Here is a 25886-nt window from a genome sequence, read left to right on the forward strand (position 1 = left end):
GAAATCAGGGGTCGAGGGGGTCGCGCGGATCGATCCGCGCCGATGCGCGGGAGGGACGGAACAGCAATTCGGTTGGCGACAGGCGGCGGCCGACTTGCCCCGGCTGATAGCCAAGCTCCCGCTGGTTACGCATGACGAACTGCGGGCTTTCGATCGAAGCGCTCTGGCCGGGGTTGCAGACGATCACGGCATCGCGATCCATCGGTGCCTCCATCGCCATCAACAGGCGCGTCGCATTGCGCAAATTGGTGGTCGTGTGCCGGGCATAGGGTTCGATCAGGATCGCGTCGGCCGCTATGCCATAACGGTCGATCAGCGCGTTGCGCATCTGCTCCGCCTCGGCAAAGCGGGTCGCGCGGGGATGCGCCTTGCCCCCGGTCACGATGATGAAGGGCGCGTCCCCTTGCGCAAAGCGGCTGGCGGCCAGCCGAAGATGATATTTGCCAAAGGGGCTGATCGCCATGTCAGGCACTTCTGGCCCGACGCCCGTAACGATCAACGCTGAATAGCGATAGCGACGCCAGTCGAGCGTTCGCGCGCGCGCCATGGCGGCTGCATTCACGCCCCCTGTCAGCGGTTCGAAGCCGATTGCATCGGTCCGGTCGCTGCCGTCCAGTAAGGCCAGTGCATAGTCGATGCTGGGGTCCAATGCTTGTGCCGACATGTCGCGCGGGGTGCGTGACAGCCAATAGGCCGCTTGAAGCCGGGCCTGGCGTTCTTGCGGGTCGATCATTCCGGCCCCATCAATCTCCGCATAGGCGGCTGGCGCGCCCAGGCCATAGGTGCGCACTATGATGTTGATGCCTTCCATCTCGCGCCGGGCCTGCGCTGTCAGTCCATCGCCGGGCACCGTCAGGCCAGCAGGCGCGGTCAGGGACTTGGCCATGGCGTCGATCTCCGATTCCGCCCAGATCAGCGCCTGGGTGGCGCAGAACATATCCTGCGCGCAGCCATCGACACGCCGCTGCCGACTGGCCAGCAGGGCGGCGATGTCTGCCTTGGAAACAAGTGCCCGAACGGCGGCCGGGTCGCGCGCTATCCCGTCGAAAAGCGGAAAGAGCCGCTGCGAAAGCCGTTCGGTCACGACATCGCGAACGGCCCCGGCTTGCGCCGGGACCGTCGCGATCGCAACCGCAGCGATAGTGGCGAACAGGGTCGCCATCCGTGCCACGGTGCGCATCATTACCAGGACTTGCTGATGACGAGGCGGAAGTTACGGCCAAAGATCGGCCGACCGTAAATGGCTTCCGCGCTGCCCTGGCCGCTCAGCGAGTCGGTGCGGGTATTGCCTTCGGTCAGGCCATGCGCATTGAACAGATTGTCGCCCACAATCTGCATCTGCCAGCTACCATGGCGCGCCGTCACGCCTGCGCCGATCGTGCCGTAAGCGGGCAGCGCGGTGTTGTTGTACAGATCGACGAAGCGCTTGCCCATATAGGTGTAGCGACCATAGACCGAGATGTCCGTCTCGCCCGTCTGGAAGTCGAAGCTTGGACGGATGTTGCCGTAGATTTTCGGCTGGCGGACGATCTGGTTGCCCTCGGCCTGTTCCGGGTCGGCCCCGGTCGCGCTCTGGAAATTCTTATATTTGGGATCGCTGATCGTCAGCGCGCCGTTGAGCGAGAACCAGGGCGTGACCGCAACCGACGCGTCGAACTCCACGCCCTTCACCTGCGCTTCGCCGATGAAGGGGATGTTCACATCGTTGCGGCCCGTCGTCGGATCGAAGGCGAGGAACGAGGCGTTGAGCGGGTCGAAATTGGTGTAGAAGCCTGTGACATAGAGGTAGGAGCGACCCGAAGCGAGCTTCAGCCCGACCTCGAACTGGTCGGCGACTGTCGTGATGATCGTGGGATTGATGCTCATCACCGTCTGCACATTGGGCGGCGTTTCCAGGTGCGACGCGCGGCCATAGACGCCGACATTCTGGCTGAAGTCGTAATTGGCGCCGACCGTCCAGTTGGTGACGTTGGGCTTCCGCTTGGAATTGACGATGACGCCGGTGAAACCGCGCGTGGTGTCGTCGGCCAATGTCGTGGCATCGCCCAGATTGACCTGCTCGGTCAGCGCGGCCCAGCCCTTATAGCTGTAGCGTTCATGACGGACGCCCGCGTCGACGCGCAGGCCGGGAATGATCTCCCAGGTGTCGTTGGCATAAAGCGCGAACATCGTCGCGTCCGAATCGCCCTGGCTCAGCGTCGCGGCATAGTTCAGCACGCCATTGTCGGTGACGCGGCCGATCTCCGCACCCGCCGCATTATAGGCAACCAGGTCGAGTGTGCGCGGCTGGCCCGCCACTTCGATCAGGTAGTTCTGAAACGTGGTTCGGCTGCTTTCGCCATAGGCACTGGTGTAGAGGCCGAGCTTAATGTCGTGGCTGCCGATGCCGGTCTCGAACTTCTTCGCGACCGAGAAATTGCCCTGCGCCGAATAATATTTGGAATGAATGTCGCGATACTGGCCCTGCATGATGAGGCCGGACGCTGTGTTGGGATCATAGACGGTGTTGGTTCCTGCCAGCGTCAGGCCGAAACGGCTCGCCGTGCCGAACGCGCTGTTCGCCCTGTTGCGGATGCTGGTGGCTCCACCGGCATCCAGAAAGGCGGTCAGGGTCGTCGGGTTGGTGGTCGAATAGAAAGCGGTGAAATCAAGCTGTCCCTGGGTATAACCGGCCTTGGCCGACACCAGCCAGCCGTCGAACTCGGCTTCATATTGCGCGCCGATATTGATCATCTGCATGTGGCGGCCGTCAGCCAGGTCGCTGGTGCGGCTCTGAATTACGCTCGCACCATCGCGATACTTCAAATTGACGTTGCGCAGCGCAGGCGAGTTCATCGTCCCTGTGAAAAAGTCGATATATTGGTTCAGCGAAACGCTGGGGTCGCGCGGGTCTGCGGTCGGAATCGGCAGGTAGAAGACGTTGTGATCGTTGACATAGTTCAGGCTCAGCTTGACCGAGCCATTGTCCAGGTCATGCTTGATGTTCGCGCGGATCTGGCCGCCCTTGTCGTTAGGAAAGCCATTGTCGCGATAGCCGTCATGCTGACGCAGGAAGCCGCCGATCGCATAATAGGTATTCTTGCCAAGCGGTCCGGCCTGATAGGCGTCGAGCCGATAAAGGCCGGTATCGCCCAGCGTGACCTGCGCCTTGCCGCGCGGCGTATCGCTGCCCGTCACGGTGATCGCGTTGATGATCGCGCCCGAATAGCTGGCATAGACCGGGGCCGGGCCGCCGCGCACGACCTCGACATGGTCGGTCATCAGATCTTGCTTCAAGATCGCGTCGCCCCGGAAGAAGACGCCGTCATTTTCGTGGAACAGCGGCAGACCATCCTGCTGGAAGCTCACAAAGCCGCCATCATTGGGCAGGCCGCGGATGCGATAGATATTCTGCACTTCGCCGCCGGTGATTTCGGTTTGGAAACCGGGCAGTTGCCCGATCAGATCGGCGAAGTTGACAGGTGCGATCTTCTCCACATCCTCGGCCGAAATCGTGTTGATCGCATAGGATACTTCGAAGCGACGTTGCGCGCGCGTTGAGCCTGTAACGACGATGTCGCCTGGTTCGCTGCCCATCTCGGCAGCCTGCTCGACGGGAGCGGTCTCCTGCGCGAAGGCTGGCGTAAGGAAGGTGGAGCACAGCGCTACAAGCGCGGTGCCGGTGGCCAAAACGGTCTTGATCATGGAAAGCCCCTCTGTGGTGGTCGAGCGGCCCGTGATCGACGAACGTGACATTTTTAATTATTGTTGTGAAAATAAATAAACCTGCTTAGCGCACTCCCGTCCGCCAGCTTGGTCGGTCAAAGAGAGCCAGTGCTATGCAATTTCCCTCTATCGATAAGGACCAGCGCCGCATCCTGCAAAGGCTGCGCAAGTCCGGTCCGCTGTCGCGTTCTGCGTTATCGGCGGCGCTTGAAATCAGCGGCACAGCGCTGACCCGGCTGTCCCGCGACTTGCTCGCGCTCGGCCTCGTCGAGGAAGTGCCCGACATCGATGTGCAGCGCCGGGGCAGGCCCGCCATCCCGCTCCGTCTGGCTCCGCGCGGGGGATATGCGGTTGGCGCGACCGCGCACAAGGGGTTGATCGAGATCGCATTGGTGGACTTTACCGGCTCCACGATCGCGATCCATCATGAGGCGACCGAGCCGATCGACCCCAAGGCGTTCGCGAAAAAGGTCCGCCGCATCACCCATATGCTGGTCGATCAACATGGGCTGTTAGGGCAAAGGATGCTGGGTATCGGCATTGCCGTCCCTGGTCCGGCACTGTCGCTGGCGGGCGATCGGTGGGCGGTGGTCGATGTCCTGCCCGACTGGCGGGACGTGCCCCTGCACGACATATTCGCTGCCGAACTGGCTTGGCCCTTGTGGATAGAGAATGACGCAAACGCCGCAGCGATCGCCGAATATTATCTGGGTGGCCTGATCCGCGATTTTTCGTCCATGGTCATATTGCTGCTTGGATTCGGTATTGGCGCTGGCGTGATCGTGGATGGGCGTCTCGTGCGTGGGCAATTTGGAGCTGCAGGCGAGATTGGTGCCTTGTTCCCCGGCGATCGGCCGCGCCCCAGTCCGCTGGACCTCCTTGCCGTCCTGCGCACGAGTGGTTGTGATATTTCTTCCGTCACGGAGATTGATTTCGATGCCGCTGATCAGGCACCGATGATCGAAATCTGGCTTGATCGCGCGGCGCAGCAACTGGAGATTGTGTGCAATTCCGCCTTTGCATGGTTCGATCCGGGCGCAATAATGCTTGCCGGTACGTTGCCCCGACCCATCCTAGAGGGTCTCGCTGACCGTCTCCATCACGCCGATCTGGTCACCATGTTCGGCCATCGACGCCCCCCGGTGCAGGTATCAACTCTTGGCAGTTCGCCTATCACATTGGGCGCGGCGCTGTTGCCCATCCATGCCTTATCTGCTGAGATATAACGGATCGATAGAGCAATCCTCAACGTCCATACCGACATGCGCTTTAGTTCAGCCTGAATATGCATGTTACTGTGCTGCATGCCGTCCTTCTGCGCAAGCCCTTCCGCATCGCTTGCGCTTCTGGTTACGATCGACCGAACGCTGTACGTCCGCCACAAGACAGCGGCTCTCACACAAGCGCGCCCATCCTTCAACTTGGTGCAGGTGCCAACATCCCGGTAGTCATGTCCAGCACACCAACAAGTGCATTGATCTTAAAGGGCTTGCGCAAGATATGGCTGATCAGGCTCGTGTCGGCCGACACGCCCTCTTCGGCATAGCCCGTCACCATGATGATCGGCAGATCAAGTGTCCGGCTTCGCGCTGCTTCGGCCAGTTCGATTCCTGTCATGCCCGGCATTGCAAAGTCCACGATCATTATGTCGGGGAGTGCGGCATTCAGCATGGTGATCGCTTCCGCCCCTGACGCTGCCTGAGTGATATGATAGCCGAAGGTTTCAAGGCCTTCCGCGACGAACCGGCGCACGCCTTCATCATCGTCGACGACCAATATGTTTAGCTTTTGGCGCACCCGATCTGACGCAGATATCGACGTGACCCGCTCAATGTCTTGCGTGGGCGGCACGGCAAGCGGCAGCCAGATGCTGACCGTCGTGCCCTTGCACTCGACGCTTTCGATCTGCGCGATCCCGCCGGATTGCCGGGCGATCCCGAACACCTGGCTCAGGCCAAGGCCGGTGCCCTTGCCCAACGGCTTGGTCGTGTAAAAGGGGTCGAACACCTTGGACAGAAGCGGTCGGGGAATGCCCACGCCATTGTCGCGCACCCGCACCACGCCATAGCGTCCGGGCGTCACGCCCTCTGGCGCATGTCGCCCGACGTCCGTTTCGATCGTCAATATGCCGCCTTCCGGCATCGCGTCGCGCGCATTGATCGCCAGGTTCAGCACCGCCAGTTCTAGCTGGTGCATGTCGGCCATCACCCAGGGCTGACTGGCCGCCAGCGACCGCCGCTGGTCGATGCGCGGGCCGATCGTCCTGGCCAGAAGGTCGCCCATGCCCTCGACCAGCGCATTGAGGCTGAGCGGCGCGAGCGCCAATTGCTGGGTGCGTGAAAAAGCGAGAAGCTGGCGCGTCAGCTTCGCCGCGCGGTCGGTCGCTTCCGCCGCAAAACGGGCATGTCGCAAGATCCTCTCGTCCTCGCTCCGCCGCTCGATCATTTCGAGGTTGCCGGACACGACGGTCAGCAGATTGTTGAAGTCATGCGCGATACCGCCGGTCAACTGGCCCACCGCTTCCATCTTCTGCGACTGGACAAGCGCCGTCTGTGCGCGCTCGCGCTCCGCCACTTCCTCCATCAACATATTGTTGGCGCGCGACAATTCGCTCGTGCGCTCGGCAATCCGCGTTTCGAGATTGGCGTTGAGGTGCGTCAGCCGCTCTTCGGCCAGTTGTAGCGCGGCCAGCCGCTCGCGCGCTTCATATTGTCGTCGCCGCACCCGCATCGCCGACCGCACGGCGCTACCCAGCGTTTCGCTATGGATCGGCCGCTCCAGCACGATGACATTGCCTAGTCGCTCCAGCACCAGCATCGCGTCGCGCGGCCGATGCCCGGCCCGGCGGGTGGCGAGCAGGATGAAGGGAAAGTCGGACCATGGCGGCTGTTGCGCGACCCAGGCGTCTAGCGCGCTGCGATCCGCTCCAGCGAGCGACTCTTCTGTGATGATCGCGGTGGCCGCGCCTTGCACCAGTTCGTCGCTTAGCGCGCGCGCATCGGCGCAGGTCGTGCAGGCATAATCCTGCTTCGCCAACAGCGTTTCCATCACTGCCGCGTCTCTACCCCTCAGCGCCAGAACAAGGATGCGATCTTCCATCCTTATGTCTCGCTCGCCGCCGGCTCTGCTGCCAGCAAGGGCGTCTTGCCGCTATAGGTGGGCACGCCCGTCAGAACGCCGTCGAAATCCTTGAGCGGCTCGCCCACTGTAATGCCGTTGCGACCCAGGCGATATTCCCTGATGGTCGCCTCGTGCGGCGTGGTGCGGCTCTTCACGACCGATACCGCCTTAAGCATTTCCCCCTTCGCCTCGAAGTAGCGGAAGAGGACGATCGTGTCGGACAGATAGCTCAGGTCAACATCGGACCGGACCTCACCGATAATACCATGCTGCCCCAATATGAGGACGGTGATGACGCCCTGCTGGTTCAGATAGCTCAACATCTCGTGCATCTGCAGCACCAGATATTTCTCGCCGGGCATGGCCTGCAAAAAGGCGTTGAGGCTGTCGATGACGACGAAGCGCACGCCATCCTCTTCCACCGCGCGGCGGACCCAACTCGCAAATTCGCCCGGCGACATTTCCGCGGGGTCGATCTGCGTGACGGTCAGCGCGCCGCTGTCGAGATGCGGCTGCAAATCCATGCCCATCGCGCGGGCACGGGTGATCATCGTCGGCCGTCCTTCATCGAACAGGAAATAGGCCGCCTTTTCGCCGCGCGCGATGGCGCTCAGGCCAAACTGCACCGCGGTCGTCGTCTTGCCTACGCCCGAAGGCCCGTTGAACAGCAAATTGGTGCCTACCGAAATGCCGCCACCCAGCATTTGGTCCATGCGCTCCAACCCTGTGGACACCAGATGCGCGACATAGTCGCCATGATGTTCATTCGCGACCAGACGCGGAAACACGGCCACGCCGCCGGTTTCGATCACGAAGTCATGATAGCCACCGCGATATTTCACGCCGCGCATCTTCACGACGCGCAGACGGCGGCGTTCGGTGCCATAATCCTGCGCCGCCTGTTCCAGCGTGATGACGCCATGGGCGATGCTGTGCAACTGCAGGTCGTTGGGATCAGAACTGCGATCATCGAGCATCAGCACCGTGCAATGGCGCTGCGAGAAATATTGCTTCAGTGCCAATATCTGGCGGCGATAACGCAGCGAATTTTGCGCCAGCAACCGCATTTCCGACAGGCTATCGAACACCACCCGGACCGGCCGGATGCGATCGACGCACTCCATCACGCCTTTGATCGTCTCGCCCAATTCCACCTCGGACGGCTCCAGGATGGATTGCTCCGCATCGGGGTCCAGCCCTTCGCCGCTGACCAGTTCGAACAGGTCGATATCGTCCAGCACCCAATTATGGCTGCGCGCGACTTCCTTCAACTCCGCCGACGTTTCCGACAGGGTGATGTAAAGGCCGCGCTCTCCCTGGCGTGCGCCTTCCAGCAGGAATTGCAGGGCGATCGTGGTCTTGCCGCTGCCGGGCGTTCCTTCCAGCAGATAGGCGCGATTGGCCGTCAGGCCGCCGCCCAAAATATTGTCCAGGTCCGCAATGCCAGTGGAAATCGTCACCTTGCGGTCATCGGTGGCCAGTTCCGTCATATCGTCCTCAAACTCTTGCGCTCACTAGGAGCCGGTTGTTTCAGAAACGATTTGATCCCGATTTTGGTCCATGAACGGCTGTTCACATGACCGGGCGTGGGCCAAAATCGCGCTTTTCATCGCAGGAAATCCGGCTTGGCGACGCGCATCCGGCGATAGCGTGCTTCGATGAGGCTGAAGACTCCGAACAGCCCCAGGCCAAAGGCCACGACGCTCAAAATGATGGTGCCTTCTTCCTGCGCCCGCAACTGTTTGAGCGCTTCGCCCAGCCCACCCGCCTGATCGGGATCATGGTTCAGCGCGGCCGAAATGATGAACCAGCCGATGAGCGCGAATATCAATGCGCGCGCGGCATAACCACACCGTCCGATCCAGCGCACATAATCGGGGGCGGGGGTATGGCCATCCAGCTCGTGGAACTCCGCCTTATAGGCTTTGATCGCCTGCGTCGCGGCAACGGCAAAGAGAATGAGGCCGACCAGTACCAGAAGGAACACGCCGCCCGGCTGTGACAAGACCCAGGCGGACCAGCTTTCAGCGCTCGCGTCGCCGGGACTGCCTTGCTGCGCCGATGTCTGGCGCAAGGCCAGGCGCGCTGCGGCGACCGCCAGGATGACATGGGAAATGCCGCTCATGGCATAGCCCACCCGCTTGAATTTGCCCTTGAGCGTCCGGCTGCAATTTTCCGGGTCCATCGCCGCTTCGGTCAGTCGCCATATGGCGTAACCGGCAAACCCCAGCGCGCAAATGGCCAGCAGCACATGGCCCAGCGGCGCATCGACCATGCTGCCTAACGCACCCTGATTATCCTTCACCTCGCCGCCGGTCGACGCGACGTCCAGTGCGAACCAGCCGATCAGGATATAGACGAGCCCGCGCGCCGCAAAGCCAATGCGCGCGAATAGGGTCATACGGTCACTATAAGTCATGAGGCCTCCTGTCGGGGAGGCTAATGCGCGGTAAGTGCGGACGTTCCCTTGGAATCTTTTTCCATAACCGGGCATGATCAGTGAAACGCTAAGCGATGGCCCCCTGTGCGGCGCGGGCAATGTGCCCGGCCCATAGCGCCTGCCCCCCGGCGTCCCGGATCAGGTCTTGCCGCACCTCGATTTCCGCATAGCGCAACCCGTTGGGAAAGGCGTGCAATGGCACCGTATAGTCGGTGGCATCCATCGCATAAGGTTCATTGTCGCCGACGACGACACCCGCAATCGACCGCAATTGGTCGAGCATCGACAGCGCGAAATCCGTACGCCCCTGCCAATATAACATGCCGATATCCCAGGGACGCACATCACCGTTCAGCACCGGGGTAAAACTGTGCAACGACAACAGGATCGTCTTGCGTCCGGCGGTCGTCCGGGCCGCGATCAGGTCCGCCATCGCCTGATGATATGGTCGATGGATCGCTCTCACCCGCTCTGCCTTCTCCGCCATATCCAAGTCGGCATTGCCGTCAATCACGGTGCCATCGGATAGGGCGGGTATTGCGCCGGGATGCATTGGGTCACGATTGCAATCGATGACCAGACGCGAATAGATCTGATGCAGGAACGGCGCGTCCAGCCGCCGCGCCAGCGCATGGCCCAGCCCGTAAACCCCGATATCGACGGCGATGTGGCGCGCTCGATCAGCCGCGCTCAATCCCATATCGCGCAGAGCCACCGGAATCGCCGCCCCCGCATGATCGCCGATCAGCAGGAACGGGGAGCCGCCTTCTGCGTTGAACAGCGCGAACGGCAACGGATCGCCCGGACCCAACAGATTTTCTGCCGTGCGCCCGGCCATCAGGATATGACCCTATGCCGTTGCTCACCATCCGACACAGTACGACGTATCACTATCAGCAGCCGGTATCCCTGGGTGAACATCGCATCATGATGCGCCCTCGCGAGGCATTTGACCAGCGCTTGCTGTCGGCGCGCCTCGACATCGATCCTGCGCCGAGCGAGTTGCGCTGGCTGCATGACGTCTTCGGCAATTCGGTCGCCATCGCCACGTTCAAGGCGCGCGCCGCGCAACTGGTCATCAATAGCGAAGCCACATTGGATCATGCACCGCTCGCGCAGAAGCAAGTGGACGTCGAACCCTATGCCCGCCTCTTTCCCTTCACCTATTCGTCGGAAGACATGCCCGACCTGCTCCGATCGATCGAACGGGAATATCATGATCCCGAACGCATCGTCGACAATTGGGCGCGCAGCTTCGTCAGCAATCATGGCAATACCAGCACAATCGCGCTGCTGACGGAGATCGCCACGGGCATACAGCGCGAGTTCACCTATGTCCCGCGCCATGAAAAGGGCACCCAGTCGCCCATAGAAACGCTCAAGCTGCGCCAGGGCACCTGTCGCGACTTTGCCGTCTTGATGATCGAAGCGGTGCGCGCGCTGGGTTTCGCCGCGCGGTTCGTTTCCGGTTATGTGTATAATCCTTCCCGATCCGAAGATGTGGTGGGCGGCGGCAACACCCATGCCTGGGTCCGCATCTTCCTGCCCGGTTCAGGCTGGGTCGAATTTGATCCCACCAACGGCATCATCGGCAATCGCGGCCTCATCCGCGTCGCCGTCGCGCGCGATCCCTATCAGGCGCTGCCCCTGTCGGGCACATGGTTCGGCCCGCCCGGCAGCTTCCTGAACATGGATGTGTCGGTCGACGTGCTGCGCGCCGACCCCAGCCTGTTCCCCTCGACCACCCATGGTGCCATCAACAGCCGACATATCGGCGCTTCAGGAAAGTAACCGTCCATGCTGATCCGCTGCGGATATGATATTGCCTTCAATACCGATGCGAAGACCGCGATGGTCGCGCTGCTGAGCGTGCATCCCTCGCGGCATCAGGATCTGCGCACGCCTCAGCGGCTGATGGCCAGCCCCGACATTCCGCTTTATCAGTTCGAAGACGGGTTCGGCAATGTTGCGACCCGCTTCGCCATCCCGCCCGGCGGCGTGACCCTGTCCTGCGATTTCGTGATCGAGGATAATGGCGAGCCGGACGTCCGCGCGCCCGATGGCCCGCAAATTCCGGTCGAGGATCTGCCCGACGCGGTGATGCCCTTCCTGCTCGGCAGCCGCTATTGCGAAACAGATCGGCTGATGGACGTCGCCTGGGGCAATTTCGCCCATTATGCCTTGGCCCGCGACCGGGTCGATGCGATCGTCGATTTCGTCCACAACCATATCGAGTTCGGCTATCATTATGCCCGGTCGGACAAGACCGCCTGGAACGGCTATCAGGAACGGCGCGGCGTGTGTCGCGACTTCGCCCATCTCGCCATCACCCTGTGCCGCTGCATGAACATCCCGGCGCGCTACTGCACCGGCTATCTGGGTGATATCGGCATCCCGCCGGTCGATGCGCCGATGGACTTCAGCGCCTGGTTCGATGTCTATATCGACGGCAACTGGTACACCTATGACGCCCGTCACAACCGCCCCCGCATCGGCCGCATCCTCATGGCGCGGGGACGCGATGCGACCGACGTCGCCCTGACCACCGCGTTCGGCCCTGCCAATCTGGTGCGGTTCGACGTCCATACCGATGAAGTGCATTCGATAGAGTAAGGGGCCACGCCACCCCGTTCCTCGTCATGAAAGGCCGAGCATCGATCTTGCAAAATGCACGACGAGCCGCCATTTGCCGCGCCGTTGACGCATTCAAAGGGTAAACCTGCCATGACGACTGAAACCGCTACCGCGCCCGAAACCCATGCTTTCGAAGCGGATGTTTCGAAGCTGCTGCGCATGATGGTGCATTCGGTCTATTCCGACCGTGACGTCTTCTTGCGCGAACTCATTTCCAACGCCGCCGATGCATGCGAGAAGCTGCGCTATGAAGGCATCGCTACGCCCTATCTGCTGGGCGATGACCCGCAACCGCGCATCCGCGTTCTGCTGGACGTCGACCAGAACCGCCTGACGATCGAAGATAATGGCATCGGCATGACTGCCGCCGAAATGGGCGAGACGCTGGGCACGATCGCTCGGTCGGGCACCAAGGCGTTCATGGAACGCCTCGCCGCCGAAGCTGGCAAGGAAGGCTCGCAACTGATCGGCCAGTTTGGCGTCGGCTTCTATTCCGCCTTCATGGTCGCCAGCCAGGTCGAGGTGTTTTCGCGCCGCGCCGGATCGGATGAGGCCGCCAGTTGGACCTCGGACGGGCAGGGCACTTACACCATTGCCCCGGTCGATTTGGCCGACGCTCCCACGCGCGGCACCCGCGTCGTCCTGCACCTGATGGAAGACGCCAAATCCTATGCCGAACGCTATACGGTCGAGCGCATCATCAAGGCGCAGTCGGGCCACGTCCCGGTCCCGATCATGCTGTTCGAAAAGCCCGATGCCGACGGCGTCGACATCGCCGATGGCGCGGCATTGTGGCTCAAGCCCAAGTCGGACATCAGCGAAGAGGATTATGCCGACTTTTATCGCAGCGTCGCCGGCCAATATGACAAGCCCGCGCACACGGTCCATTATCGCGCCGAAGGCCGCTATGAATATTCGGTCCTGACCTTCATCCCCGAAACCAAGCCGTTCGACCTGTTCGACCCGGATCGCAAGGGGCATATCAAACTCTATGTCCGTCGCGTCTTCATCACCGACGAAGCACCGATCCTGCCCCGCTATCTGCGCTTCGTGCGCGGGCTGGTGGACTCCGCCGACCTGCCGCTTAACATGTCGCGCGAGATGATTCAGGACAGCCCGGTGCTGGGCGCCATCCAGAAAGGCGTGACCGGCCGTCTGCTCGGCGACTTGCAGAAGCTGGCAGACAATGATGCGGAGGCCTATCAGCGCATCTGGGAGAATTTCGGCCCCGTCCTCAAGGAAGGGCTGTACGAGGATTTCGAACGGCGTGAGGCGCTGCTTGGCCTCGCCCGCTTCAAAAGCACGACATCGGGGGAGGGCTGGCGCTCGCTCAAAGACTATGTCGCGCAGCTTAAAGAGAACCAGACCGCCATCTATTATGCGACCGGCAGCGACCTTGACCGGCTGTCCACGTCGCCACAACTCGAAGGCTTCCGCGCGCGCGGCATCGAAGTGCTATTGCTGCCCGATCAAGTCGATAATTTCTGGACCACCATGGGCGTCGATTATGAAGGCAAGCCCTTCAAGTCGGTGACACAGGGCGGCGCGGACCTGGGCCTGATCCCGCTGGTCGAAGGCGCGGACAAGCCGACCGAGCCGGAAAATGCAGCCGTCGCCGACTTCCTCGCCTTCGCCAAGACGACCCTGGCCGACGCGATTTCCGATGTGCGCGCGTCGGACCGGCTGACGACCAGCGCTGTATGCCTGGTCGCGCCCGAAAGCGGCATAGACCGGCAATTGGAAAAGCTGCTCGCCAGCGCAGGCCAGCTCCCGACGGCGGCGCTCCCCGTGCTGGAGATTAATCCGCGCCATGCCCTGATCCAGAAACTCGCGACGAGCGACGATGCGGATGGTCTCAAGTCCGACCTCGCCCATTTGCTGCTCGACCAGGCCCGCATCGCCGATGGCGAACAGCCAACCGACGCGCGCGCCTTTTCGGATCGGCTCGACCGGCTGATGAGCCGCGCAGTCGGCTGAAAACGGTGTTGACCCGTCATCCATGCGATGACGGGTCATCCTCGCTGGGGTAGGGTGGTAATCATGGTCAGCACATCGCCCTACCGCCGGATCGGCATTATCGGCACAGGCCGGGTCGCGTCCGCCATCGGCCGTGCGATCGCCGCCCAATCCAACGACCCGCTCCTGATCTGGGGCCGGAACCCCACGAAATGCGCCGAGGCTGTCGCCGTCATCGGACGGGCACAGACGGCCGAAGATATGGCCCAGATCGCGCACGACTGCGATCTCATCATGCTCGCCGTCGCGGACGATGCCTTGGCGCACGTCGTCGCTGCACTGGCACAAACCGAACCCACCGACCGACCGCGCTTCATTTTCCACGTTAGCGGGCGTAGCGGCGCGGCCATATTGGACCCACTGCGCAGCGCATCGTCGATGACGGCCGCAATCCATCCCGCCATGACCTTCACCGGCAATCCGACGAACGAAGTCAAACATATGGTCGATGCCCGCTTCGCCGTCACCGGGTCGACCGAGCAGGCAAGCGCCGCAGCGCAAGAGGTCGTGGCCTTGCTGGGCGGCATCATAGTTCCCATAGAAGAGGCACAGCGAGCGCTGTATCACGCCGCTTTGTGCCACGGTGCCAACCATCTGGTCACGCTGATCGCCGGTTCCTGCCAGGCACTAGCCGCCGCCGGCGTCGCCGAACCATCGACACTACTGGCCCCTCTGGTGCGTGCCGCGCTGGAAGCAAGCCTTGATCGCGGTATTTCTGGCCTGTCTGGTCCCTTACTCCGCGGCGACGACGAAACGATCGCCGAACATCTTTCGGCGCTGGAACAACATTGCCCAACACTCATGCCCCCTTATCGAGCAATGGCGCTGGCGACCCTTGGCCAACTCGGCAGACTGCATGGAGAAGGGCAGTCGTTCACGTTCACTCTGTTTCAGGCGAGTATGGAATAGGAACGACGATCATTTGGGGCTCAATAGCTTGATTTGGCTGGTCAATAACAGTCCGTCACCCCTTATTATTGAGCGCTAATGTTCCGACGATAGCGTAACCGGCCCGATCAAGCCCGACAAACGCAACGGTGCCTCTGGTCGATAGGTTGGTGCGGCGGTGAAGGTTATCTTCTGCACACCGGGCTGCTGATCGCCGATCAGCCGATTGACCCATAGATTGGCGACCTTCACTTCCAATCGGTTCTCGCCTGACTTGATCAGCTTACGAATGTCGACGCGATGCGGTGTGAACCAGACGGTACCAGCCGACTGTCCATTGACCCTTACCTCCGCGACGTCGCCCACTTTTCCAAGATCCAGCCACAGTGGCGCACCGGACTTCGCGCCCTGAGGCAAGGTGAAGTCCGTCCTATAGGTGGCGATGCCAGAGAAATATTTGACACCCTTGTCGTTGCTTGTTTCCAACGGTGCAAGGGTTGCCATTTCAAGCCGTTCCGGGGCACCGCGGCCCGACTGGAAGCTGACGCTCCATGGACGACTGAGGGTTGCAATCGTGAGCTGCGCCTTTGCTGGCAGGATCATGGTTTTGCCGGTCGCTGGCTTGCGGAATAAGATGAAGAAGGCGTCCTCCGCTCCTACGTCAAGCGGGATTACAGTTTCGCTGTTCTCAATATTGTACGCGACAGGGGTAACGCTGCCGTCGATCGCGCGCCAGATTTCTGGCTGCTTGCCCGTCACGCGGAATCGTGCCTCTATATGGACTGCCTTGTCTGTACGGTTGTTGACGAAATAGAGGTCGCCATCAGCCAGCTTGCGATGGACGAAACGATAGTCGGTATCCGCCGCGCCAGCCGTGATGCGGAAATCCGGGCCGACACCGATTTCTGCCAATGCCGCCTCGACATCGGTATTGGCGATCACACACCCCTTGGCGTTCAGCGATCCGCCCCACAGCCGGTCGGCCAGTGCCTTAAACGCCGATGCATCGTCCAACAGCCCTGGCGCGCGCTGCGGTGCCATGCCAATCACCGTCGCGCCTTCATCGACCAGAGCGGCAATCCTGCGCAATGTAGGCAAGGTCATCACCTTGCTCGACGCGCCCAGATATAAAGCCCGATAGCGAGCGCCGCTCCTGGCAACCAGTTCACCATCCTCGACGGTCAGTTGCTTTGCCAGAATATCGGCATTGACGAAGTCATAGGCGTAGCGCGTCGGCAAGTCGACCGGCACGCCATGTTCAAACAGCGACGTGATCGGCTGATCCTCGCCATAGAAATAGGCGATATCCGCGCTGTCGCGGCCCTGCTGGAGCAAATATCCGGTGCGCGCCATATAATCGACCCAGGGCTTGGCCATCTCCGCCCAACTTTCATGCCGGTTGAAATATTGGCCGAAGATCATGAGGCTGAGGCCCGGCACCTTGTCATCCACTGGCTGATGGACGGAGGTGTGGACGATCGGCCGGTTGATCCCTGACGCGAATTCCAGGTCGATGATGCGCTTCAGGTCCGATGGCGCGAATGCCCAAGGCGCAAAGGCTGATGTCATGCTTTCGGCCGACACGATATTCTGGCCATAGATATGCGCGACCGATGCCGCGCCCTTCATGTCACCGATCAACGTCGGGCGCGGCTTGCCGCCCCGGTTGAACGTCCACAGCGCCGCCATCGGCACGTCGGCATGGGCACGCATCGCCAGATCGTCGCCTAGTACCGGCCGACCATTTTCGAGCGCTTCGCCATAGACGGTCAGGCCATGTTCGTGCGCAACCTTGGCCACCGTGCCATAATGGGCATCGGCCATCAGGTCGGCCAGCGTCTGGCGGAAATCATAGAGGAAAGCGTCGCTGCGCGCGGGCGATCCGACCACGGCTCCGGTCAGTGCAGGCAGAAATGGTACCGGGTCATAACCGCGGCGCGTCCTGAATTCCTCGACCATGCGCGGGGTCCAGTTCGCTGCGCCAACCTCGATACTGTCGGTGAGCAGCGCACGGATGCCCTTCTTGCCGATCCATTCCGTACCCACCGTATCTCGATACATGCCGAGATAGGTTTCCAGGTAACGGCGCACGGCGGCGGCGTCATATTTATCGACTTCCAGCCCCGTTGCTTCGGGCGTGGCGGGGTGATTGGTCTTGCCGGTCAGTGACCAGCCCATCCGCACAATTCGCCAGTCACTGCCTGCAGGAGCGGTCCAGTCCAAGGTGCCGTCAGGACGCAGTTTGTCGGTCAGGTCGATGACTTTGGCGGGATTGATCGCATCGCCATTGCCCACCGGCTTCAACACACCATAATCGGGCAGGATAGTATAGCCTGCCTTCGCCTCGAACCGATCCAATTTCGCGTCGCTATGCAAGCGGAAGTCGCCGATCGCCAATGTCGGCGTCTTGGGTTGCGCGAAGATGTCGATCTGGATCGCACCCGGCGCGCCATCTTCCAGCGCAGGGGATTTCGGCCCGCTGTTGAGCGCCATTACCAGACGGAAACGGCGCGCCATCACCGCATCGAAACCGATCGTCGTACTGGCTTCCGCCAGCGGAAAATCGCCCAATCGACGCCACTCGCCATCCTGCTCGACTTGCAGCACCGGCTGATACAACGGGTCGCGGAAGGGTGGCTTGGCGTTGGGAATATAGAGCGTTGCGCTGCGCACCGTGACGGGCTTGCCATAATCCAGCAGCAGCACGTCGGGTTGCGCATCGGTGCCGACCGACAGCATGACTGTGCTTTCCATATCCGCGTCGATCAAAGCGTCCAGCGCCACCGGCTTGCCGTCCCTCTGCGCGGCCGTGGGATGCGGCAGGGCCGCGCCCTTCATCGGATAGGCGAGCACTCGCGCGTCGCGATAGAGCGGATCAAGCTGTTTGCCCTTAGCCAGAAAGCCGTCCTGCGCCTCATGCGATTTTCCGCTCTGGAACGGGCCTATGACCGATGGCGGCATGGGCAGCGCGCCCTTGACCCGCTGCCCTCCGCGCAGGTCCGCTTGCGCCCAGACCAGCTTCTTCATGCCATCTTGCGGTTCTACCCACGGCCCGCCTGTTTCGCTCCAGCCCGGCGACGCGGCGATGGCGAATTCCAGCCCTTTGGCATCCGCCGTCTTTACCGCATGGCGGAAGGCATCCTTCCACCCTTCGGTCATATAGGTCAGCCTGTCCGGTACGATTTGGGGCGTCATCAGATTGGCGTCGAAATTCTGAACCCCGCCAATACCCATCCGCGCCATCCAGTCGAGATCCTTGGTGATCCCGTCCTTCGTCACATTGCCGTTCATCCAATGCCACCAAACGCGCGGGCGCGCTGACTGGGGCGGATTGATGAACCCGTCGGCCAGATCGTCGGCCAGCGATGGCGACGCGAAAGCGGCACAGGCCAGCAGGGCTGCCAGACGAAGAGATTTGGACATCGGGCTATGCTGCTACTGTTATTTGGGCGCGGACAGAAGGCCGCGTGTCTCCATCCAGGTAAGAAATTGCGGCATCAGGCCCATTGTCGTGGTGCCCGGCTTGCCCGCACCAAAACCATGATCGCCCCGTTCATAGGCGTGTAGTTCGACAGGGCGGCCAGCCTGACGCCATGCTTCGATGATAGCGAAGCCCTGCCGCTTGAACAGACCATCGTCCATGGCGATGGCACTGAACATTGGTGGCGCATCGGCGGGCACAGCTACCTCGGTCATAGGGCCATAGATATAGCCGATGAAGGCAGGTCGCTGATCGCCTTTGCCTTTCAACGTTGCGTTCAGCGTCGTCACTGCCCCCGCTGAGAATCCAATCATCCCCGTGCGGGACGGGTCGATACCATAGCTTGCCGCGCGGCTGCGCACGATCGCAAGTGCCGCCAGCGCATCCTGTGTCGCGCGGGGTTCTTCGATCGTGCGGACCGCGCCGGGCTTGGCTGCGTCGGCGAAACGCGCCCCCATCATGCTCAGAAATGCCCGGTCATCGCGCGGCGTTTCGTTCAACCGATATTTCAGGACGAAAGCGGCGACGCCATGATCGGCCAGCCAGCGTGCAACATCGCTTCCTTCCCCCGTCATCGATAACGACAGGAAAGCACCACCCGGCGCGACGATGACCGCAGCGCCCGTCGCCTTGGCAGGATCGGGCAGATAGGGAGTGATGGTCGGCCGCACGACATTGCGGACGATCACATTGTCCATGACGTTGGTGCCGATCGTCACCAGCATCCGCGACCATTGCTCATCCTGCCTCATCTTGCCCGCTGGCTGGTCGGGATAGAGCAGGATCGCAGCGCTCTGGTCGGGCGCTGGCACGTTGTCTATCTCGACGCCGGGCTGTGCCAGAACAGGCGTCGCGATGGCCAGTGCCAAAGCCAAGGCACGCAATTTCATCGGGTCATCCTCTTTAACATCATGCTTGTTATCAAGGCACCAAGTATACCGCCATAAAGCAGTTTCAGGCCCAGCGCAGCGCCCCAGCCTATGGCGCGAAGGTCCGCCTGCGTCGTCGCAACGGCAAGTCCGACGCCCAAGGCACCGCCAGCCAGCGCACAACCGAACGCCCGCAAGGCGATGACCCGGACCGGCAGAGCCAGCGATAATCGGCTGCGCGCTATGAGGGCTGGGATCAGCGCACTCATGAGCGACACCGCAATGCTCTGCGGCACGAAATCCAGCGCCAGCGCATCGGGTGCCGTCCACCCCAGCGGACGGACCGCTACGCCGAACACCGCCAGAAAGAAGGCAAGGCTCAGCACCGCATTGATGCCAAAACTTACGCCTGCCTCACGCCGGATAGATATAATAGGGGTCGTCATGGCTGGTGCCTACAGCGCGTTGCGGCGCGCGATCGCGCCATAGACCGCCGCGCTGGGCTTGGCCACCCTTGCGAACGTAACCGGATCGACGCTGTGCAGGCCGAATTTCGGTTTATAGCCGAAGATCCATTCGAAATTGTCAAGCAGCGACCAGTGGCAATAGCCCTGCACAGGCACGCCATCGTCGATCGCCTTTTTCAAGTCAGCAAGCGCGGCCGGGATGAACGCCTGACGGACGCTGTCGTCGGTGGTGCCAACGCCGTGTTCGGACACCAGGATCGGCACACCTGTCGCCTGATGTGCATAGCGCACCGCACCCGCCAGCGAGGGTGCCCATACTTCCGTGCCGCCCCAGTTGACGATTGATCCCTTGGGCGCGGGTAGCCTGTCCTTGTCCGTCCATAGCGCGCGCTCATAATTTTGTACGCCCAGGAAATCGTCGGTCTTGGCAACTTCCAGCCATGCGCCATAAAATTCCTGCCGCATCGCGTCACGGATGCTGTTTTTGCCTACGGCCTGATCATCCATCATCGCGAGCGAAAAGCCGACGGGCAGGTCGGCGCGCACCGCCTTGATCGCGGCTTTGCCAGCTTTGTGCGCAGCGAGCATTCCCTTTTGCAGCGCAGGCAGATCTTCTACCCCCGCGACATTAGCGGACACGAATTTCGGCACGCCCAACCGCTTCGCTGCTGTTTCCAGCGTCAATTTCTGGATGTCCCACACCTGCGGCGGCAACATGGGTTTGAGCAATAACAGGATATTGGGTTCGTTAAAGGTGATGACGCTATGGATGCCCTCGCCCAGCGCCCGCATCGCCCGGTCGCAATAGCGCGCGAACAATTCCGCGCTTTCCGGGTTGGTCCAGCCACCCTGCGCACTGAACCAGCGTGGCGCGGTGAAGTGGCTCATCGTCACCACCGGGGCCAGCCCGCGCGCCCGGCAGCCTTCGATCACCGCTTTATAATGGTCAAGCATCGCCTGGCTGAACAAGCCCTTTTCCGGCTCGATCCGGGCCCATTCGATGCCGAAGCGATAGCAGGTCAGGCCCAGATTCTTGACGATGTCGAGGTCGGTTTCCCACAGCGCAAAACTGTTGGACGCATCGCGCGAAGGCTCGGTAAAAATGGTCGGCTGCTGATTTTCCAGAAACCACAGGTCACTGGCGACATTATTACCCTCTATCTGATGCGGCGCGGTCGCCACGCCCCACAGAAAATCCTTGGGGAAAGCGAGGTTAGCCGCTGCCTTGCGCGCGGCAATCGCTGGCGCGGCCATTGTGCCGACCGCCGCCATTCCGGCTGCCAGCATCGTCCTGCGATCAAGCATCACATCATCTCCTATATTCAACTGCTTATGTCGCGCACGAAGGCGCATATCTCGTCAGCCAGCCGCCGGTCGGCGGTGCCAAGATGCATCGGCATCGTGTAATGATTATGCCCCGTCATGATGACCGCGCGCGGTAAGGTGCCGTGCCGTGCCAGGCGGTCCTGCATCAGTCCCAGAAACTCCGCCTGAAACCGGGGCGGATCATATTGCGCGCAGGCAACGAGCAGCGGCCGCCTAGTCGCGGCCACGGCCTCCATCGGCATCCGGTCGGGATAGAGCGCCGCGTCGCCATAATAAGCCAGATCCCGTTCATCCAGCGGCGTGTAGCCATAGAGGCCCGACAGCAGCACTGCGCCGCTTATATTCGCGTCCCCCGCCAGTTTCAGATAGCCCGCAACATGAGCTGCTCCGGCGGACGTCCCCGCCAACACGATACGGTCGGGATCGCCGCCATGCTGCGCAGCATTCGCTTTCAGCCAGGCAACGACCGCCGCGACATCCTGCGCGCCTGCGGGCCACATATGGTCAGGGGCCAGCCGGTAGTTGATGACCACGCCGACAAATCCCGCCTGTGCCGCCATCCGCCCGACATTGGCGTTGGGCCAGGCATCCGCGCCGCCCTTGTCGCCCTTCAAAAAGCCACCGCCATGGACGAAGACCAATACCGGCGCGGGGCCGATGATGTCCACCGGCGCGTAGATATCCAGCCGGTGCCGCTCATGCGGACCATAGGCAATGTCGCCCTGCGTGACCGGAACAGCCACCTGAAGGGCGGACTGTTCAGCGTCGAACAGCGCGCGGCATTGCGCCAAGACGTCAGGGCCAAGGCCTGTCCCTATAGCAGCGACAGCGACCTGCATCACTGGCAACCTACGTCAAAACTGGAAAGATCAAGCGCAAGATCTACCGGACCACCATATGCTTTGGCGATCCCGCCGCGAAGCATTGGTTCGGAATCTTTCAGCGAGCCAGGAACGGCGTAGTGGGTCAATACAACCCTTTTCACCTTAGCTGTTCCAGCCATCAACCCAATGTCCGACGGAAGAAGATGATGAGTTGACAGGTGCTTCTGCATTGATGCGAGCATCTCCGCAGAGGTGTCGACACGACGCTGGCGAATGTCGTTCAACAGTCTGTCGAGATCAATTACCTCGCTGACCAGCATGTCAGTACCGGCCGCCAATGTGGAAACTGCCTCACTCGGCCCCGTATCGCCCGTGTAGGTAATACTGCGATTACCGATCCCAAAACGATAGCTGAGCGAAATATTCGCCTGGTCAGCCGCGCCATCATGGTCGAAATGGGTGTTAGCCGCCGCCCTGACGATCAGACCTTTGCCTAAATCAACGGATTGCCCGCCGCGCAATTCAACTGCGCGCACAGAATGAGTAGGCGCGGGAGGAAGCGCTCCAAGGCCGAATCCAATCCGGGCAGGTGGTCCCATGGACGCGACAATGCCATCTACAACTTCCTTAATACCCGGCGGCCCATACACGGTGAGTTGGCCAGAAAACTGGTTCATCCAGCGCAGACCGATAACTGCGCCAAGCCCTCCGCTATGATCAAGATGAAGGTGGCTGATGAATATCGTCTGGATCAACCGCATGTCCTGCCCGGAACGCGCAAGCTGATTGACGGTGCCATCACCTGCATCCACCAAGATTGCCTGGTCCCCCGCCACCAGCAAGTTGGAAGGTTCCGCACGGTCGGTGGTCGGGGCTGGGCCGCCCGCTGTACCCAAAGTCGTCCATCGCAATGCCGGGCAAATTGACGCCGCCAATGTCGTTCCGCTCGTCAGGAACAGTGCGAAAGTTGCGGACCATGCGATCGTTCGTAGTACGAACATAACGATACTCCAGTATTTATTGAGCGCGCAGACCGTTCTCTACATGGAAAAGGGGCGGTGCGAATGACCGCCCCTCTAAATCAGAACTTCATTTCCGCTGATACGCCGATTGTGCGACGTCCTTCACGGGTCAACCAGTTCACATAACCGCCTGGATCGCTGAACGGCAGAGTGATGACCGCCGAATGAAAGCGCTGATCAAGAAGGTTACGGACGAACATCCCGACCCGCCATCTGCCGTCTGCCTCACCAATGCCGGCATTCAGGCCAATCGTCCCATAGCCAGGTTGTGCCGCAAATGCGGTCGCAGCGGCATATTGCACCCGGCTGCGATAGTAGAAATTCGCTGACCAATCGAACGTCAGATAGTCGTTGATCGGCAATCTCACATCCGCTCCAGCAGTAGCGCTATATTTTGGTGCGCCCGACAAAGGTTCACCTGCGGCCTGCACCAGACTGGTCGTTCCGCTAAGATAGCAACTATATCCCGCTTTCACGATACCGGGACAAGCGGTGACATAATCCGTGAATTTAGTGTCAGAATAGGTGAACGACCCATTGATGGAGAATTCAGGCGTGACTCGCCACGACCCTTCAACCTCGAAACCATTGGCTTCGAAACCGCCGGCATTTTCAGTCAGGAACTCCAGACCGTTGAAAACCGAGGTCTGAAGATTATTATATTTATCGAAAAATACGTTAGCGTTGAGTGTCACGGCACGATCGAACAATTGTGATTTTACGCCGAACGTTATGTCACGCACCGTTTGTGGTGCTACTTCGACCCGTTGCCCCGTCAAACCAGAAAAGGTCACCGTTGGCCCCAAATAGCCACGGGCAATCGTGCCGTAGAACATCAAGTCCCGGTCTGGCTTGAATTGGAAGCCGACACGACCGGACCAGTCACCTTTCTTGGTCGAACCCGTGGTGAGCGCGCGAGGGGCGTAGAAATTCACTTGGCCCGCGACCGGCGGTCCCGGAGGGTTTGGCGCGAAGGCGGGATCGATGATCGAGAAGCTAGATGAATCAACCCAATCATACTGATAGCGTAGGCCACCGATGACGGCGAACTGCTCGCTCACGTTGAACTTGCCATCGAAAAAGGCTGCCAGCGAATCCGAACGTGTTTGGGTATTACTCTGGCCGCTGGAAATGTTGACGATGAAAGGATTGAACGGGGCGGCGGGGCGCAACTGAGCGCGGTTGAAGTCGTTATCGTCGCCAACCTTGCGGCGCGAGGCATAGACGCCCGACGTAAACTCCAAAGCACTGCCGGCAGGGGACGTTACGCGCAATTCCTGCGACAGAAAACTCTGGTCTACACCTGTCGGCTGGGCCGTGAATACGGTCGCGCTGCTGCCGTCGATCGCAAATCTCTGATCGCCCTCGTCAAGTCGCCGTATCGCAGTAATGGAGGTTAGATTGTAGTCACCCAGCGCAAGATTGATTTCCAGTGAAGCACCGTAATTTTGTTCGCTACTATAGCTTTCATATTCTTCCGCCGACTTGCTGTTATCAAAGCCTGGTACAATGCCAAGCGATCGCAGATTACCGAAGCGAGCAGCCATCAACGGATTCGCAAAGCTTGGCAAACGCGCAATACTCCACAATTGCCCAGGCCCGGTACGATCGATCTTGGAATAATCTGCGATCAGATAGAAGCTGAGCGCATCGCTCGGTTCAAACAATAGCTTGGCGCGTGCGCCATAGCTTTTTTCACCGCCCCAGGCCTTATCTAGTGTTACATTGTGCAGGAAACCGTCATTACGACGGAAAAAGCCGAACAATCCAAGCGCGCTATTGCTATTGAGCGGTACATTGATACTGCCGTTGACATTGACTTCGTTCAATTCGGCATAAGAAGCAAAAAGCTTTCCGTCTATCCTGTCAAAAGTTGGCTTTTTGGTGGTGATGTTAACAACGCCAGACGAGGCATTCTTGCCAAACTGAGTGCCCTGCGGGCCCTTGAGTACTTCAACCCGTTCCAGATCGCCCAAGCTATTAATGGGATTGCCAAAAGGAATGACGACATTGTCGACTACCGTACCGACATTTTGCTCCGATGAGCTGGAAAAGCCGCCTGCAGTTCCGACGCCCCGAAGGCGAAAACCGCTGTCATTTGGCGATGTCCCGAACTGGACACCGGAAAACTGGTATTGAATATCAGTAAGGCGCTGAAATCCGCTTTCAGCCAACTGTTCGCCGCCGATCGCGGATACGGCGAGAGGAACATCTTGTAGGCGCTCGGAACGACGTGTTGCGGTCACAACAATGTCTGCTCCACTTCCATCTGCGGTGTCGGCGGCCACCTGCGGCGCAGAATCCTGCGCTATGGCCGGTGCGCTCAGCGCCATAGCGCTCGCGCTGGCGAGCGCCGCGATGGTGATATTGAACTTACGCATGGTAACTCCTCCCCTTCTTATCATTGGGTCGTCTATTGTTTGGTTATGCTTCGTCGATGATACGGTTGGTCAATGTTCCGATCGTGCCGATCGAAACTTCCACTTTGTCCCCGGCGTTCATGTAAAGGGGCGGGGTACGCTTATCGCCGACGCCGCCGGGCGTGCCGGTGGCGATGACATCGCCAGGTGCCAACGGTGTGAAGGCGCTGACATATTCGATGACCGTGGGGATATCCCAGATCATGTCGGCCACGGGTTGATCCTGCACCAATTCGCCGTTGAGACGAGTCTGAACCCGCAGCGCGCCTAGATCGTCAATCTCGTCTGCTGTCACCAGAGCGGGGCCGAAGCCGCCAGTACCGGGAAACGTCTTGCCCGGTGTGAACTGGATATTGTGGCGTTGCCAGTCGCGTGCCGAGCCGTCGTTGAATGCGCTATAGCCTGCGACGTAGGCCATAGCATCGACAGCGACGACCTTGTGGCACGGCTTGCCAATGATGATAGCCAGTTCGCCTTCATAATCGAAGCGCTCGGTCACGGTCGGCTTCACCATCGGTTGGCCATCGGCCACCAGGCTGTCGGCATAGCGCACGAAGATGGCGGGATGGGCCTTCTGCTCGCGCCCGGTTTCCTTGACCCAAGTTGGACAGCGCTGGCGGAACGCGCAGTGAACACGAGATCGTAAGTACTTGATTTTGCTAGGGTCGAGTTTG

General features: G+C 60.6%; 19 protein-coding genes. 5 read left to right on the forward strand and 14 right to left on the reverse strand.

Annotation, left to right across the window (positions count from 1 at the left end):
- Window positions 1-4: 4 nt before the first annotated feature.
- The gene (locus tag V2I08_RS02350; protein WP_349633736.1) at window positions 5-1183 is read right to left on the reverse strand and encodes a YdcF family protein; all 1179 of its coding nucleotides are present in this window, start codon (window positions 1181-1183) and stop codon (window positions 5-7) included.
- Complete coding sequence (locus V2I08_RS02355) at window positions 1183-3684, reverse strand: TonB-dependent receptor domain-containing protein (protein ID WP_349633737.1); 2502 nt, start codon at window positions 3682-3684, stop codon at window positions 1183-1185. The genes V2I08_RS02350 and V2I08_RS02355 overlap by 1 nt, the downstream gene beginning before the upstream one ends.
- A gap of 134 nt (window positions 3685-3818) precedes the next feature.
- Here V2I08_RS02355 and V2I08_RS02360 point away from each other — a divergent pair, with 134 nt between their 5' ends.
- Window positions 3819-4931, forward strand: coding sequence for an ROK family transcriptional regulator (locus V2I08_RS02360; protein ID WP_349633738.1), 1113 nt, complete (start codon window positions 3819-3821; stop codon window positions 4929-4931).
- 190 nt (window positions 4932-5121) lie between these two features.
- On the opposite strand, the gene V2I08_RS02365 is transcribed toward V2I08_RS02360, so the two are convergent.
- From V2I08_RS02365 to V2I08_RS02380, 4 genes are all read right to left on the reverse strand, one after another.
- Window positions 5122-6804 (reverse strand): response regulator, encoded by a 1683-nt coding sequence (locus V2I08_RS02365; protein ID WP_349633739.1) that lies wholly within the window; start codon window positions 6802-6804, stop codon window positions 5122-5124.
- Window positions 6805-6806: 2 nt separating this feature from the next.
- On the reverse strand, window positions 6807-8315 hold the full coding sequence (locus V2I08_RS02370; protein ID WP_349633740.1) for an ATPase domain-containing protein: 1509 nt from the start codon (window positions 8313-8315) through the stop codon (window positions 6807-6809).
- 116 nt (window positions 8316-8431) lie between these two features.
- Window positions 8432-9244: a DUF1206 domain-containing protein gene (locus V2I08_RS02375; protein ID WP_349633741.1), complete on the reverse strand. Its 813-nt coding sequence runs from the start codon at window positions 9242-9244 to the stop codon at window positions 8432-8434.
- Between the two features lie 88 nt (window positions 9245-9332).
- Window positions 9333-10103, reverse strand: coding sequence for an N-formylglutamate amidohydrolase (locus V2I08_RS02380; protein WP_349633742.1), 771 nt, complete (start codon window positions 10101-10103; stop codon window positions 9333-9335).
- 14 nt (window positions 10104-10117) lie between these two features.
- Here V2I08_RS02380 and V2I08_RS02385 point away from each other — a divergent pair, with 14 nt between their 5' ends.
- From V2I08_RS02385 to V2I08_RS02400, 4 genes are all read left to right on the forward strand, one after another.
- Entirely contained in the window at window positions 10118-11056 is a 939-nt protein-coding gene (locus V2I08_RS02385; protein ID WP_349633743.1) for a transglutaminase family protein, read from the forward strand.
- A 6-nt stretch (window positions 11057-11062) separates the two neighbouring features.
- A complete protein-coding gene (locus tag V2I08_RS02390) occupies window positions 11063-11878 on the forward strand; it encodes a transglutaminase family protein (RefSeq protein ID WP_349633744.1) in 816 nt (271 codons plus the stop codon).
- A 111-nt stretch (window positions 11879-11989) separates the two neighbouring features.
- Entirely contained in the window at window positions 11990-13876 is a 1887-nt protein-coding gene (gene htpG / locus V2I08_RS02395; RefSeq protein WP_349633745.1) for a molecular chaperone HtpG, read from the forward strand.
- A gap of 63 nt (window positions 13877-13939) precedes the next feature.
- Window positions 13940-14824 carry a DUF2520 domain-containing protein gene (locus tag V2I08_RS02400; protein WP_349633746.1) on the forward strand — a complete coding sequence of 295 codons (885 nt, stop codon included), beginning with the start codon at window positions 13940-13942 and terminating at the stop codon, window positions 14822-14824.
- Between the two features lie 75 nt (window positions 14825-14899).
- On the opposite strand, the gene V2I08_RS02405 is transcribed toward V2I08_RS02400, so the two are convergent.
- The 8 genes from V2I08_RS02405 to V2I08_RS02440 all read right to left on the reverse strand — a co-directional run.
- Window positions 14900-18226, reverse strand: a complete 3327-nt coding sequence (locus V2I08_RS02405; RefSeq protein WP_349633747.1) for a glycosyl hydrolase — start codon at window positions 18224-18226, stop codon at window positions 14900-14902.
- Window positions 18227-18244: 18 nt separating this feature from the next.
- Entirely contained in the window at window positions 18245-19174 is a 930-nt protein-coding gene (locus tag V2I08_RS02410) for an alpha/beta hydrolase (RefSeq protein WP_349633748.1), read from the reverse strand.
- Window positions 19171-19599: a hypothetical protein gene (locus V2I08_RS02415; protein WP_349633749.1), complete on the reverse strand. Its 429-nt coding sequence runs from the start codon at window positions 19597-19599 to the stop codon at window positions 19171-19173. Before V2I08_RS02415 ends, V2I08_RS02410 begins: the two co-directional genes overlap by 4 nt.
- A gap of 9 nt (window positions 19600-19608) precedes the next feature.
- On the reverse strand, window positions 19609-20925 hold the full coding sequence (locus tag V2I08_RS02420; protein ID WP_349633750.1) for a family 1 glycosylhydrolase: 1317 nt from the start codon (window positions 20923-20925) through the stop codon (window positions 19609-19611).
- A gap of 17 nt (window positions 20926-20942) precedes the next feature.
- Complete coding sequence (locus tag V2I08_RS02425; protein WP_405053611.1) at window positions 20943-21785, reverse strand: alpha/beta hydrolase; 843 nt, start codon at window positions 21783-21785, stop codon at window positions 20943-20945.
- The gene (locus V2I08_RS02430) at window positions 21785-22771 is read right to left on the reverse strand and encodes an MBL fold metallo-hydrolase (protein ID WP_349633752.1); all 987 of its coding nucleotides are present in this window, start codon (window positions 22769-22771) and stop codon (window positions 21785-21787) included. The genes V2I08_RS02425 and V2I08_RS02430 overlap by 1 nt, the downstream gene beginning before the upstream one ends.
- Window positions 22772-22851: 80 nt before the next feature.
- A complete protein-coding gene (locus V2I08_RS02435; protein WP_349633753.1) occupies window positions 22852-25173 on the reverse strand; it encodes a TonB-dependent receptor domain-containing protein in 2322 nt (773 codons plus the stop codon).
- A gap of 43 nt (window positions 25174-25216) precedes the next feature.
- Window positions 25217-25886: fumarylacetoacetate hydrolase family protein (locus V2I08_RS02440; protein WP_349633754.1), on the reverse strand; the 670-nt coding region annotated here is incomplete at its 5' end.

Source organism: Sphingobium sp. MK2, assembly GCF_040170545.1.
Taxonomy (GTDB): Bacteria; Pseudomonadota; Alphaproteobacteria; order Sphingomonadales; family Sphingomonadaceae; genus Sphingobium.

Bases quoted from the DNA above. Each gene is read 5' to 3' on its own strand.
- V2I08_RS02360 (WP_349633738.1), top strand. From the start codon at position 3,819: ATGCAATTTCCCTCTATCGATAAGGACCAGCGCCGCATCCTGCAAAGG.
- V2I08_RS02405 (WP_349633747.1), bottom strand. From the start codon at position 18,226: ATGTCCAAATCTCTTCGTCTGGCAGCCCTGCTGGCCTGTGCCGCTTTC.
- V2I08_RS02355 (WP_349633737.1), bottom strand. From the start codon at position 3,684: ATGATCAAGACCGTTTTGGCCACCGGCACCGCGCTTGTAGCGCTGTGC.
- V2I08_RS02435 (WP_349633753.1), bottom strand. From the start codon at position 25,173: ATGCGTAAGTTCAATATCACCATCGCGGCGCTCGCCAGCGCGAGCGCT.
- V2I08_RS02350 (WP_349633736.1), bottom strand. From the start codon at position 1,183: ATGATGCGCACCGTGGCACGGATGGCGACCCTGTTCGCCACTATCGCT.
- V2I08_RS02380 (WP_349633742.1), bottom strand. From the start codon at position 10,103: ATGGCCGGGCGCACGGCAGAAAATCTGTTGGGTCCGGGCGATCCGTTG.
- htpG (WP_349633745.1), top strand. From the start codon at position 11,990: ATGACGACTGAAACCGCTACCGCGCCCGAAACCCATGCTTTCGAAGCG.
- V2I08_RS02425 (WP_405053611.1), bottom strand. From the start codon at position 21,785: ATGCAGGTCGCTGTCGCTGCTATAGGGACAGGCCTTGGCCCTGACGTC.
- V2I08_RS02370 (WP_349633740.1), bottom strand. From the start codon at position 8,315: ATGACGGAACTGGCCACCGATGACCGCAAGGTGACGATTTCCACTGGC.
- V2I08_RS02385 (WP_349633743.1), top strand. From the start codon at position 10,118: ATGCCGTTGCTCACCATCCGACACAGTACGACGTATCACTATCAGCAG.
- V2I08_RS02400 (WP_349633746.1), top strand. From the start codon at position 13,940: ATGGTCAGCACATCGCCCTACCGCCGGATCGGCATTATCGGCACAGGC.
- V2I08_RS02365 (WP_349633739.1), bottom strand. From the start codon at position 6,804: ATGGAAGATCGCATCCTTGTTCTGGCGCTGAGGGGTAGAGACGCGGCA.
- V2I08_RS02375 (WP_349633741.1), bottom strand. From the start codon at position 9,244: ATGACTTATAGTGACCGTATGACCCTATTCGCGCGCATTGGCTTTGCG.
- V2I08_RS02410 (WP_349633748.1), bottom strand. From the start codon at position 19,174: ATGAAATTGCGTGCCTTGGCTTTGGCACTGGCCATCGCGACGCCTGTT.
- V2I08_RS02415 (WP_349633749.1), bottom strand. From the start codon at position 19,599: ATGACGACCCCTATTATATCTATCCGGCGTGAGGCAGGCGTAAGTTTT.
- V2I08_RS02420 (WP_349633750.1), bottom strand. From the start codon at position 20,925: ATGCTTGATCGCAGGACGATGCTGGCAGCCGGAATGGCGGCGGTCGGC.
- V2I08_RS02390 (WP_349633744.1), top strand. From the start codon at position 11,063: ATGCTGATCCGCTGCGGATATGATATTGCCTTCAATACCGATGCGAAG.
- V2I08_RS02430 (WP_349633752.1), bottom strand. From the start codon at position 22,771: ATGTTCGTACTACGAACGATCGCATGGTCCGCAACTTTCGCACTGTTC.